This window comes from Pseudomonas sp. 2848 (assembly GCF_003253945.1).
Taxonomy (GTDB): Bacteria; Pseudomonadota; Gammaproteobacteria; order Pseudomonadales; family Pseudomonadaceae; genus Aquipseudomonas.
Genome location: NZ_QKZD01000007.1, coordinates 184,830 through 198,349 on the forward strand (window position 1 = coordinate 184,830; position 13,520 = coordinate 198,349).

6 protein-coding genes are annotated in these 13,520 nt (G+C 64.7%); 3 read left to right on the plus strand and 3 right to left on the minus strand.

Annotated elements, in window-relative coordinates; translation table 11 throughout:
* Window positions 1-121: 121 nt before the first annotated feature.
* Window positions 122-7,225 (plus strand): retention module-containing protein, encoded by a 7,104-nt coding sequence (locus tag DFS21_RS15695; protein WP_111532639.1) that lies wholly within the window; start codon window positions 122-124, stop codon window positions 7,223-7,225.
* A gap of 41 nt (window positions 7,226-7,266) precedes the next feature.
* On the opposite strand, the gene DFS21_RS15700 is transcribed toward DFS21_RS15695, so the two are convergent.
* Together DFS21_RS15700 and DFS21_RS15705 are read right to left on the minus strand one after the other, a co-directional pair.
* A complete protein-coding gene (locus DFS21_RS15700; RefSeq protein ID WP_110701035.1) occupies window positions 7,267-7,632 on the minus strand; it encodes a YbaN family protein in 366 nt (121 codons plus the stop codon).
* An 8-nt stretch (window positions 7,633-7,640) separates the two neighbouring features.
* A complete protein-coding gene (locus DFS21_RS15705) occupies window positions 7,641-8,228 on the minus strand; it encodes a YecA family protein (protein WP_023630694.1) in 588 nt (195 codons plus the stop codon).
* A gap of 244 nt (window positions 8,229-8,472) precedes the next feature.
* Between DFS21_RS15705 and recQ the strand changes: the two genes are divergently transcribed.
* Together recQ and DFS21_RS15720 are read left to right on the plus strand one after the other, a co-directional pair.
* Window positions 8,473-10,620, plus strand: a complete 2,148-nt coding sequence (gene recQ, locus DFS21_RS15715; RefSeq protein ID WP_111532640.1) for a DNA helicase RecQ — start codon at window positions 8,473-8,475, stop codon at window positions 10,618-10,620.
* 138 nt (window positions 10,621-10,758) lie between these two features.
* Window positions 10,759-11,196: a MarR family transcriptional regulator gene (locus DFS21_RS15720; protein ID WP_102684306.1), complete on the plus strand. Its 438-nt coding sequence runs from the start codon at window positions 10,759-10,761 to the stop codon at window positions 11,194-11,196.
* An 80-nt stretch (window positions 11,197-11,276) separates the two neighbouring features.
* Here DFS21_RS15720 and DFS21_RS15725 read toward each other — a convergent pair whose 3' ends face one another.
* Window positions 11,277-13,463, minus strand: coding sequence for a patatin-like phospholipase family protein (locus tag DFS21_RS15725; protein WP_111532641.1), 2,187 nt, complete (start codon window positions 13,461-13,463; stop codon window positions 11,277-11,279).
* Window positions 13,464-13,520 lie beyond the last annotated feature (57 nt).

Genomic DNA, 13,520 nt, shown 5'->3' on the forward strand with positions numbered 1-13,520 from the left:
GCGTGGTTTCTCACGAACGTGACAGCAGCGGTTCCAACAACCATGGCACTTGGACCGTTGCGTACTTTACCCGGCACGCCTTGATCTGCGAAAAGCCCATCGGCAGGGGAGGCGTACGCTCATGGCTAAATTAGTCGGTGTGGTCGGCAAGGTAGTCGGCCAGGTATTCGCGGTGGGCGATGACGGTCATCGCCGTCTTTTGGTGGAAGGGGATCGCCTGTTCGCCGGCGAGCAACTGGAGACCGGGAGTGAGGGCGCGGTGGCGGTGCGCTTGCAAAACGGTGCCGAACTGACCCTGGGCCGTGGCAGCAGCCTGGAGATGACCCCCGACCTGCTGGCCGATCGCGCTCCTCATGTACTGGCGCCGGACGCGCAGCCTAGCAACGCCCAGCTCAGTGACGTCGAGCAACTGCAAAAAGCCATTGCCGCAGGCGCTGACCCCACGCAGGAAGCTGAAGCGACCGCGGCGGGCGGCAACCCTGGCGGCGTGTCGGGTGCGCTCGGTGGCGGCCACAGTTTCGTGATACTGACCGAGGTGGCCGGTCGGGTGGATCCCACCATTGGTTTCCCTACGGCGGGCTTCAACGGCTTCCCTTTGCTGGCCAATCTCGAGCTTGGTGGGCTCGATGGCAATGACGCGGTGCCCCTGCCGGCCAGCGCGCCCCCCGCTGACAATCCGGTCAGCCTCACCGGCCTGGATGTCAGCCCCGCCGAGTTGATCCTGGACGAGGCGAACCTGCCCCAGGGCTCGGCCAGCAACCCTGCGGCCTTGGCCCAGTCGGGCAGCTTCACGGTGGTTGCCGCCGATGGCGTGTTCAACCTCAGTGTCGGTGGCATCAATGTGGTCACCGCAGGCGTGGTGACCGGCGTCGGCCAGTCCATCGTCACCGGGCTCGGCAATGTGCTGACCATCACCGGCTACAACCCGGCCACGGGCGTGGTGAGCTACAGCTACACCCTGACCGGCGCGGAACATCATCCGGACGGTGCCGGGACCAATACGTTGGGCGAGCAGTTCCCGGTGCTGGTCAGCGATACCGATGGCGATGTGGCCAGCGGCACGCTGGACGTTATCGTCCGTGACGACGTGCCACGCGCCGTGAACGACAGCAATGCCAGCACCGCTACCGAGCAGCATCTGGAACTCAGCGGCAATGTGCTGACCAACGATATCCAGGGCGCGGACCGCATTCCCAGCGGCCCGGTGGTGGCCGGTACCTTCGTCGGCACCTACGGCACCCTGGTGCTGGCGGCGGATGGTTCCTACACCTACACCCTCAATACCAACGATCCGGACTTCAAGAACCTGCACGGTGGCGGCAGTGGGGTGGAGAACTTTACCTACACCCTGAAAGACGCCGACGGCGACACCAGCACGGCGACCCTGACCCTCAACGTCAGCAACCTCAATGACCCGGTGACCCTCGGCGGCCTGGACGTCAATGGCGGCGAGCTGACCGTCTACGAGAAGAACCTGGCTGACGGCAGTGCACCCAATCCCGGTGCGCTGACGCAGAGCGGCACCTTCACGGTAGCGGCGCCCGATGGCCTGCAGACCTTGAGCGTCGGCGGCATCACCGTGGTCAGTGGCGGCGTGGCGGCAAGTTTCCCGCAGTCGATCACCACGGCGCTGGGCAACACCCTGACCATCACCGGTTTCAACCCGGCCACGGGTGTGATCAGCTACAGCTACACCTTGCTGGACAACGAGAACCACGCCAGCGGCGACGGCGCCAACAGCCTGTCCGAGCACTTCTCCGTCACCGCCACGGACACCGATGGCAGCACCGCCACTGGCTCGCTGGACGTGAACATCATCGACGACCTGCCCAAGGCCAATCCCGATGCGGCCAGTGTTGTCGAAGGCGGCACGGTCAGCGGCAACGTGCTCGACAACGATACGTCCGGCGCGGACGTACGGGGCGATGGTCGTTACGTGGTGGGTGTGCGAGCCGGCTCCGATACCTCGACATCGGCCAATGGCCAATTGGGCGATCCGGTCCAGGGCCAGTACGGTTACCTGACCCTCGATGCCCAAGGCAACGCCACCTACCACGCCAACCCCAACGCCGTCGCTCCGGCGGGCGCCACGGATGTCTTCGTCTATACCGTGCGTGACAGTGACGGTGACGAAAGCACTACCACCATTACCATCGACGTGCGCGATTGCTCGCTGGTCGCCGGCCCTGACAGCGAGGTCACGGTCTACGAGAAAGCACTTGATCTGAACAAGGATGGCAACGACCTGGCCGGTGGCAATGTTACCGGCAGTGAACCGGGCTCCACCGGCGAGACGGCCAGCGGTTCGTTGGCCAGTTCCGTCAGCGGTGGCGTGGGCGGGCTGACCTTCACCCTGGTCGGCAACGCCAGCGGCCAGTATGGCCAGATCCAACTGAATTCGGACGGCACCTACACCTACACCTTGACCTCCGCGCCGAACTCGCCGAATCACGTCAACGACGGCCCGAATGTGTTGACGGAATCCTTCACCTACCAGGTCAAGGATTCGCTCGGCAACACCACCACCAGCACCATCGTGATCAACATCGTCGACGACGTGCCCAAGGCTCACAGCGACTTTGCCAATGTCTACGAAGGCGGCACTGTCAGCGGCAATGTGCTGGTCAACGATGTGACCGGCGCCGATGTGCGGGCCGACGGGCAGTATGTGGTTGGCGTGCGCGCAGGCAGCGACACCTCGACCTCGGCCACCGGCCAGCTGGGCAGCAACGTGGCGGGGCAATATGGCTACCTGACGCTCGACGCCCAGGGCAATGCCACCTATCACGCCAATCCCAATTCGGTGGCGCCGGCCGGTGCCACGGACGTGTTCGTCTACACCATCCGCGATGCCGATGGCGACGAAAGCACCACCACGATCACCATCAACGTGCACGACAACTCCCTGGTCGCCTGCCCGGATGACACGGCCAAGGTCTACGAGAAAGCCCTGGACCTGACCAAGGACGGCAACGACCTGGCAGCGGGCAATGTCACCGGCAGCGATCCGCAGTCCAGTGCGGAAACCACCAGTGGTTCGCTGGCAGGCTCGGTCAGCGGCGGTATCGGTGGGTTGACCTTCACCCTGGTCGGCAATGCCACCGGCCAGTATGGCCAGATCCAGTTGAACAGTGATGGTTCCTACACCTACACCCTGACCTCGGCGGCGAACTCGCCCAATCACGTCAACGATGGCCCGAACGTGGTCACCGAGAGCTTCACCTACCAGGTCAAGGATTCGCTCGGCAACACCACCACCAGCACCATTGTGGTCAGCATCGTCGACGACGTGCCCAAGGCCCATAGCGATTTCGTCAATGTCTACGAAGGCGGCACGGTCAGCGGCAATGTGCTGGTCAACGACGTGGTTGGTGCCGATGTGCGTGCCGATGGGCAGTATGTGGTCGGCGTGCGTGCCGGAAGCGACACCTCGACCTCGGCCATTGGCCAGCTGGGCAGCAACGTGGCAGGGCAATATGGCTACCTGACGCTCGACGCCCAGGGCAATGCCACCTACCACGCCAATCCCAATGCGGTGGCGCCAGCCGGTGCCACGGACGTGTTCGTCTACACCATCCGCGATGCCGATGGCGATGAAAGCACCACCACCCTCACCATCGATGTGCACGACATTTCGCTGGTGGCCTGCCCGGACGAGACGGCCAAGGTCTACGAGAAAGCCCTGGACCTGACCAAGGATGGCAACGACCTGGCTGCGGGCAACGTCACCGGTAGCGACCCGCACGCCACCACGGAAACCACCAGCGGTTCGCTGGCAGGCTCGGTCAGCGGCGGTATCGGTGCCTTGACCTTCACCCTGGTCGGCAATGCCACCGGCCAGTATGGCCAGATCCAGCTTAACGCGGATGGTTCCTACACCTACACCCTGACCTCGGCGGCGAATTCGCCCAACCACATCAACGATGGCCCGAACGTGGTTACGGAGAGCTTCACCTACCAGGTGAGCGACTCGCTCGGCAATACCACTACCAGCACCATCGTGGTCAGTATCGTCGACGACGTGCCCAAGGCCCATTGCGACGTGGCCTCGGTCAAGGAGGGGGCCAGCGTCAGCGGCAACGTGCTGGACAATGATGTGGTCGGTGCCGATGTGCGTGCCGATGGGCAGTACGTGGTCGGTGTGCGCGCCGGCTCCGACACCTCGACCTCGGCGGTTGGCCATGTCGGCGACGCCATCGTTGGCCAGTACGGCTACCTGACCCTGGACAGCCAGGGCAACGCGACCTACCACGCCAATCCCGACAGCGTGCCGGCCGCCGGCGCGACCGACAGCTTCGTCTACACCATCCGTGACGCCGACGGCGACGAGAGCACCACGACCATTCGCATCAATGTGCAGGACAGCAAGCTGGTGGCGTGCGAGGACAACGACGTCACCGTGTATGAAAAAGCCCTGGACCTGCACAAGGACGGCAATGACTTGGCCGCCGGCACCGTCACCGGCAGCGAGCCGGGCTCCACTGGCGAGACGGCCTCTGGCAGCCTGGTCGGTTCGGTCCAGGGCGGCGTCGGCGCACTGACCTACAGCCTGGTCGGCAATGCTGTGGGCCAGTACGGGCAGATCCAGCTCAATGCCGACGGTTCCTACACCTATACCCTGACCTCGGCGCCGAAGACCCCGGGTGGTGCCAACGACGGCGCCAACACCGTCAACGAGTACTTCACCTACAAGGCTACCGACGCCTTGGGCAACAGCGTCACCAGCACCATCGCCATCAACATCGTCGACGATATGCCGACGGTCCAGTGCGCGGTACGCAGCATCACGCCCGGCCAGGTGGACTCCAACATCCTGCTGGTGGTGGATGTGTCCAGCAGCATGGCGGCAAGCTCCGGCGTGCCGGGGCTGACCCGTCTGGAACTGGCCAAGCAGGCGATCAATGCCTTGCTCGACAAGTATGACGAGATGGGCGACATCAAGGTGCAGATCGTCACCTTCGGCACCGGCGCGCAGGTGCAGACTCCGGTATGGGTCACGATCGGCGAGGCCAAGAACCTGATCGCCGGGCTCAGCCCAGGTGGCTCGACCTACTACGATTCGGCGGCGACCAAGGCCCAGGAAGCCTTCGCCACCACCGGCAAACTGGTAGGCGCGCAGAACATCAGCTACTTCTTCTCCGACGGTGAGCCCACCAATGGTCATGCCATGACCGCGCCACGGGAAGCCGCCTGGGAGTCCTTCCTCGACAGCACCGGCATCAAGTCCTACGCCATCGGCATGGGCAGTGGGGTCAACGAGGGCAATCTCAATCCGCTGGCCTACGACGGCAGCAGCCATACCGATACCAATTCGGTAGTGGTCACCGACCTCAGCCAGCTAGGCGCGGTGCTCTCCGGCACGGTGCAGGGCGCGCCGATTACCGGCAGCCTCATGAGCGGCGGCGATTTCGGGGCTGATGGCGGCTTCATCAAGGCGCTGCTGGTCGATGGCACCACCTATACCTACGATCCGAAGGCCAATGCTGGGCAGGGCGGATACGCAGCCAGTGGCGGCGCGGACAAAGCCACCTTCGACACCGTGAGCAACAGCCTGAACATCAAGACTAGCCTGGGCGGCACCCTGGTGGTGAACATGGACAGCGGCGAGTTCACCTACACGCCAGCGAAGGACAACGGCAGCGGCCAGGTGGAGAAGTTCGGCTTTACCGCCAGCGACAACGACGGCGATACCCGCAGTGCCAGCCTGACAATCAACATCAACAGCAATGGCGCGCCGGTCGCTGGTGCCGACCACATCATCACCAATATCAAGGGCGCCACCCTGACGGTGCCGGCAGAGGCGCTGCTGGCCAATGACCGCGACCCGGACCACGACACCCTGAGTGCCGCGCCGACCACCTTCAATACCAACTTCGCCGACAAGGGCGCGGGCTTCACGGCGGGCACCCAGGCACAGACCATCAAGTTCGATGCCACCGCCAACAAGGCCGAGAACCAGCTGCGCGACCTGGCCCGCAGCGAGTTCACCAGCCTCAACGGCAGCATGACCGCTGCCCTGGTGGTGGCTGGTTACCTGGGCTCGATCAGCACCGCCAATGCCAACGACGAGGACACCCTGACGGTGACCCTGCGCAAGGGAGAAACCCTCACCCTCGACCATGACCGGCCCGCGGGCAACCTGCTGATGGAGTGGAAGGATGCCGGCGGCAGCTACCAGTCCATCGTCGACGGCGGCAGCTTCACGGCCACCCATGACGGGGTGTACAGCATCCATGTGATCAATACCGAGAACGCCGCTGGCAACAGCAAGGCTGCCGAGAACTACAAGCTTAGCCTGGTGGTGGACTACAGCAATGCCAGCAACGAGGACTATCACGGCAGCTACACCGTCAGCGACAACCATGGCGGCTACGGCAGCGGAGCGGTGGATATCACTTACCAGGCCGGCAACACCCTTACCGGCACCGGCGGTGACGATGTACTGCTGGCCGGGGCCGGCGATACCACCCTCAACGGTGGCGCCGGCAACGATGTGCTGGTGGCGGGGGCGGGCAACAACAGCCTGTACGGTGGTGATGGCGACGACCTGCTGATCGGTGGTCCTGGCAACGACCTGCTCGACGGAGGAGCCGGCAATGACACTGCCAGCTACGCCAAGGCCACCGCCGGCGTGACCGTGGATCTTGGCCATGTCGGGCAGCAGAACACCGTCGGTGCCGGGCTGGACACCCTCAGCGGTATCGAGAATCTGATCGGCTCGGACTACAACGACACCCTGACCGGCAATGACGGTGACAACCTGCTCAACGGCGGCGTGGGCAACGATGTGCTCAAGGGCGGTGCGGGCAACGACATCCTGATTGGCGGGCCGGGCAACGACACGCTCACCGGCGGCAGTGGCAATGACAGCTTTGTCTGGCAGAAGGGCGAGACCGGGCACGACACCGTGACCGACTTCACCCCTGGCAGTGATCGTCTGGATCTGTCGCAACTGCTACAGGGCGAGAACGCCACCAGTGCGTCGCTGGACGACTACCTGCACTTCAAGATCAGTGGCACCGGCACCAATGTGGTGTCGACCATCGAGGTCAGCAGCGTCGCCGGCGCGGCGCCGACCCAGACCATCGACCTGGCTGGGGTGGACCTGGCGCAGCATTATGGCGTTTCGGCCGGGGCAGGGGGGCTGATCGCGGCCGGGCATGACACCGCGACCATCATCAACGGCATGCTCAATGACCACTCGTTGAAGGTGGATACGGTGTAAGCCAGCAGCGCATCGCGGGGCAAGTCCGCCCCGCGATGGCGTCACTGTGGCCGGTGCAAGGTCTTCTGCTTGAGGATCCAGGCACTGACCAGTACCGCGCTGGTCAGCATGAACGCCCGCGCCCAGAACAACGGCACCAGGTAGCAGGACAGCCCGATGCTCGCCCACATCAGGCCGATCGCATACACCTTGCCCTTGAGCGGGATCCCCTCACCGCTGAGGTAGTCGCGTATCCAAGGTCCGAGTTTCGGGTGGTTCACCAGCCAGTGGTGAAAACGCGGCGAGCTGCGGGCGAAGCAGGCCGCCGCCAGCAGCAGGAACGGGGTGGTGGGCAATACCGGCAGGAAGATCCCCGCCACCCCCAGCGCGACGCTGAGCCAGCCGACGGCCAGCAGCAGGTAGCGCACCACCTTGGTCAGTGGTGGCGTGGCTTGAGCAGGGCGGGCTTCTCTTCGGGGGCGTGCAGCAGCAGGAACAACGCGCTCAGTGCCTCGGGGATCTGCACGATCATGTCGTCCTGCAGGTTGGCGTTGCCGGCAATGTCGGCAAACTCGGGTTGTTCGTCGAACAGGCCCGAGCCGACCATGATCGGCAGCAGCATTTCGCTGACTTCTTCCTCGGCGTTCTCGAACCAGGCCTCTTCACGCAGGAATACGCCCTCCATGAAGCCGATGCACCAGCCGCGCAGGTCGGAGTCGTCCGGCTCTTCGGTCAGGTCAAGCTCACAAGGCAGGTCGAATTCCTCGTCGCTGGCCAACTGGCGGGCGATGTGCCCCTTGAGCGCGACCAGGGTGGCCTCGATCTCGGTGCGTTGGGCATCGCTGGCGTAATGGGGTTCTTCGGCGAACAGCGCATCGATCCATTCGCGTTCTGGAACTTCTTCAGAGCAGATCGACAGCGCGGTCAGGTAGCCGTGGGCGGCGACGTAGTCCAGCGCTTCTTCGTGCAGCTCATCGGCGTCGAGGAAGGCTTGCAGGCGGGTCAGTTGCTCGGCGAAGGACATTACAGGGCTACCTTGGGGAATAAACGATGCTGAATTCTAGCACCTTGCGGCGCTCGCGGGGCAAAGGGAACGTCCGTCACCGGGGCATGCCGGGGGGCGCGGCAGTCGGGTATACTCCGCGGTTTTTCGTGCCAGGTGGCGTTTTGCGGCCATCCGGCAAAAACCGCTTACGCATTCGGTGTGTGCGCGGCGGATTTATCGTCCAGCCTGAGTCCAGGATGGTACGGCGATTTTGGAGTGGCAAATGCTCGAACAGGCTCAGCGCGTCCTCAAGGATGTCTTCGGTTACGACAGTTTCCGCGGGCGCCAGGCAGCGATCATCGAATGTGTGGCGGGCGGCGGCGACGCACTGGTACTGATGCCCACCGGTGGCGGCAAGTCCCTGTGTTTCCAGGTGCCCGGCTTGCTGCGCCCCGGCTTGACGGTGGTGGTGTCGCCGCTGATCGCGCTGATGGACGACCAGGTCGCCACCCTCGACGAGCTGGGCGTGGCCGCCGCTGCGCTGAACTCCACGCTCAGCGCCGAGCAGCAGCGCGACCTGGCCGGGCGCCTGCGTCGCGGTGAGGTGAAAATGCTGTACCTGGCCCCCGAGCGCCTGGTGCAGCCGCGCATGCTGGACTTCCTGCGTGGCCTGGACATTTCCCTGTTCGCCATCGACGAGGCCCACTGCGTCTCGCAATGGGGCCACGACTTCCGCCCGGAATACCTGCAACTGGGCCAGCTTGCCGAGCTGTTCCCCCATGTGCCGCGCATCGCCCTGACCGCCACCGCCGACATGCGTACCCGCGAGGAGATCGTCCAGCGCCTGCACCTGCAGGGCGCCGAGCGTTTCCTGTCGAGCTTCGACCGACCGAACATCTTCTACCGCATCGTGCCCAAGGAGGCGCCGCGCAAGCAGTTGATGGCGTTCCTCGGCGAGCGGCGCGGCAACGCCGGTATCGTCTATTGCCTGTCGCGCAAGAAGGTCGACGAGACCGCGGCCTTCCTCTGCGAGCAGGGCTTCCCGGCGTTGCCGTACCACGCCGGCCTGGCTGCGGAGACCCGCGCCGCCAACCAGCACCGCTTCCTCAACGAGGAAGGGCTGATCATGGTCGCGACCATCGCCTTCGGCATGGGTATCGACAAGCCCAACGTGCGTTTCGTTGCCCACCTCGACCTGCCCAAGTCGCTCGAGGCCTATTACCAGGAGACCGGCCGTGCCGGCCGTGACGGCCTGCCGTCGGACGCCTGGATGGCCTACGGCCTGCAGGACATGGTGATGCTCAAGCAGATGCTGCAGAACTCCGAGGGCGACGAGCGCCACAAGCGCATCGAGCAGCACAAGCTCGACGCCATGCTGGCCCTGTGCGAGGAAACCCGTTGCCGCCGCCAGTCGTTGCTGGCCTATTTCGACGAGGTGCTGGAACAGCCCTGCGGGCACTGCGACAACTGCGTCGACAATGTGCAGACCTGGGACGCCACCGAGCCTGCGCGCCAGGCCTTGTCGGCGGTGTTCCGCACCGGCCAGCGCTATGGTGTCGGCCATCTGGTCGATGTGCTGTTGGGCAAGGACACCGAGAAAGTGCGCAGTTTCGGCCACGAGAAGCTGTCGGTGTTCGGCGTCGGCAAGGCGCTGGCCGAGGCCGAATGGCGCTCGCTGTTCCGCCAGTTGGTGGCGCGTGGCCTGGTGGACATCGACCTGGAAGGCTACGGCGGCCTGCGCCTGTCCGACAGCTGCCGACCGCTGTTGCGCGGTGAGGTGAACCTGCAACTGCGCCGCGACCTCAAGCCGCAGACCGCGGCCAAGGCGTCCGGCGGCAGTGGCGGCAGCCCGGCCAGCCAGCTGGTGCGCGCCGAGGAACGCGAATTGTGGGAGGCGTTGCGCACCTTGCGGCGCAAGCTGGCCGAAGAGCACAGCGTGCCGCCTTATGTCATCTTCCCCGACTCCACCTTGCTGGAGATGCTGCGCAGCATGCCTACCAGCCTCGGCGACATGGCCCAGGTCAGTGGTGTCGGTGCGCGCAAGCTGGAGCGCTACGGCCAGGCCTTCCTTGAGGTGCTCAATGGCGCCGGTGGCACCGATGAAGCGCCGAAGGTGGTGCTCGACCTACGCCACGAACTGGTCAGCCTGGCCCGCGCCGGCATGACACCGGCACAGATCGCCGGGCAACTCAACTGCACTGAGAAGAACGTCTACAGCTTGCTGGCCGAGGCCATCGGCCGCCAGGAGCTGAGCCTGGAGCAGGCACTGGACCTGCCCGAAGAGCTGATGATGGAAGTGCAGGACGCCTTCCTCGACGGCGAGGGCGAGCTGCCTGCGGTGTCCGCTGTGGCACCGCTGTTCGGCCAGCGGGTGCCGGAAGGTGTGCTGCACTGCGTGCGGGCGGCGCTTGCCGTGGAGTTCGGTGTGTGATTGCCGGCATTTGTGCTATTTGCTGACCTTTGTCATACCCTTACATGATTATCAGTCATTTCCGTGGCGTCGAACCTTGCCTGATCGGTCGGGCCATGGTTAGCTGGCTAATAATTAGTTCTATTCATTGAGTTACTTATGCCCCTGACCGACAACCAACACCGCTTCGGCATGCAGCTGGCCCAGATGTCCCGAGGCTGGCGCGCCGAGCTGGATCGCCGCCTGGCCGGGCTCAACCTGTCGCAAGCCCGTTGGCTGGTGCTGCTGCACTTGGCCAGGTTCGAGGAGGCGCCGACCCAGCGCGAGCTGGCCCAGAGCGTCGGCGTCGAGGGCCCGACCTTGGCGCGCCTGCTCGACAGCCTGGAAAGCCAGGGCTTGGTGCGCCGCCAGGCGGTGATGGAAGACCGTCGGGCCAAGAAGATCCTGCTGTGCCCGCCGGCCAAGCCGCTGATCGACCAGATCGAGACCATCGCCAATGCGTTGCGGCTCGAGTTGTTCACCGGGGTCGATGAGGCCGACCTGGAAGTGTGCATGCGCGTGCATGCGAAGATTCTCGATAATCTCGAAAAGTCCTGAGCTTGACGTAGATCGCGGGGCAAGCCCGCTCCCACAAGATTCTGCTTGGCTTGTGGGTGCGGCTTGCCCCGCGATCATTTCTAGAAGGTATGCCCCAGGTTCAGGTACACCGCCTTCTCATGCGCATCGTTGGCGCCATAGCTCAGGTTCAACGGCCCCAGCGGCGTTTCCAGCCCCAGGAAGATACTCGCTGCATTGATGTAGCCGCTGTCGAACTCGTTGTCGTTGTTCCACGCCCGCCCGCGCTCCAGCGACCCGCCCAGGTACAGCGGGAAGTCCAGGGGCAGGTAGGCCCGTGGCGTCAGGCGGCGGTAGTAGACCATGCGCAGCAGGCTCATGTTCTGCCCGGAGATCGAGTCCTGGCGAAAGCCCGATAGCTGGCGTGCCCCGCCGAACACGAAGCTTGAGGTGACCACCTCGGCATCGTCCAGGGTGCGCCCGTAGCGCCCGCCCAGCACCAGGGTGTTCGGCCCGCTGCTGATGGCCTTGTCCAGGTTGAACAGCCACTGCCGGTAGTTCTGGTCCGAATCCAGCGACTTGTCATACTTGCGCACGGTTAGGCCGATGTCTTCGCCGCTGTGCGGGAAGTAGACGTTGTCGAAGGTGTCGAAGGAGTACTTGAGCTCGTAGAAACCCTCGTTGAAGCTGACCTTGGGCAAGTCCTGGTCGCCAATGCGCACCTCGGCGTTGCCCCAGGCCTTGCCCACGCCCAGGCGCACCTCGCCGTAGGTGCCGATCTGCCGCCCGACATTGAGCCCGAAGCCGTAACGTTCTAGGCGGTACTCGGCCACCGGGTCGTTGTCCAGGATGGCCTCCACATTCTGCGAGCCCAGGGCCAGATAGGGGGCGATGAAGTAACGCGAGCCCACGTCCAGCGGCTGGTAGAACTCGCTGTACAGCTCCTGGTCGTCGCCGATCTGGGCCCGGGTCAGCCATTCGCCGCCGAGCCGGTTGATGCCGTTGACCCGGTAGCTGGCACCAAGGTTGAAGGCGCTGTCGCCGCGCAGGTCGTCCGACAGGTTCAGGCCCAGGCGCAGGTAATCGGTACCGCCACGCCGGCCGCGGGCGCTGATCACCAGGGTATGTTCATCGCCCTTGTGCGCGACGCGGTATTGCACCTGGTCGAAGTAGTCCAGCCCGTAGAGGGTGCCCATGTCGGTCTGCAGGCGGCCGAGGTCCAGCTGCTCGCCGATGGGTTGGCGGATGTAGTAGCGGATCACGTCGTCGCTGACCTTGGAGTCGTTCTCCACCTTGATGGCCGTGATGGTCGGCGTGCGTTGTTTCGGCGAGCGCGCCACCGCCAGGTTGCTGTCGCCCTCGGGCTGGCGCAGCGCCGCCAGGCGCGGATCGAGGGCGCGGGTGGCGCGGTAGCCGGCATCGATCATGTCCTGGGCGCGGCCGAAGTCGGTGACGCCGAACGCGGACAGCGGCGGCTGGACGAGAATGTCTTCGCGGCGCAGGCTGGCCAGTTGCTCCTCGGAGTTGCGCCGGGTCATCAGGGTGATCGACTGGTTGAGCACATCCACCACCGTGGCCAATTGCTTGCGGTTGCGCAGCGGGGTGCCGATGTCGACGACGATGGCCATGTCCACGCCCATCTCGCGCACCACGTCCAGCGGGATGTTGTCGGTCATGCCGCCGTCCACCAGCAGCCGGCCGTCCAGTTCCACCGGGGCGAACACTGCCGGGATCGACATGCTGGCGCGGATCACCTGCGGCAGGTGGCCGCGGCGGAAGATCACCTTCTCGCCACTGGTGATGTCGGTGGCCACGGCGCGAAACGGGATCGGCAGCTTGTCGAAGTCGCGCACGTCGGCGGCATGGGCCAGCTTGCTTTCCAGCAGCAGGGCGAGGTTCTGACCCTGGATTACGCCCAGCGGCAGGCCCAGGCTGCCGTCGTCGCGAAAGCTCAGCTTCTGCTTGACCAGGAAGTCACGGTCGTCCTGCTTGCGTCGGAACGGCACGTCCTTGCGCGGCGGGGCGTCGGACAATGCCTGTTGCCAGTCCAGGGTGGTGGCCAGTTTTTCCAGTTCGGCGATGCTGTAGCCCGAGGCGTACAGCCCGCCGACCACCGCGCCCATGCTGGTGCCGGCGATGGCGTCGATGCGCACGCCCTGTTCTTCCAGGGCCTTGAGTACGCCGATATGGGCCAGGCCGCGGGCGGCGCCGCCCGACAGCACCAGGCCGATTTTCGGCCGCGCCGTTTCGGCGGCATGCAAGGTGATGGAAGTGAGCATCAGCAGGAGGCAGAACAGCAGGCGGCGCATCGTGAGTCTCAAACCAGAGGGTAAAGACCGCTAGTATAAGCGGCCCTTCCTACGGAG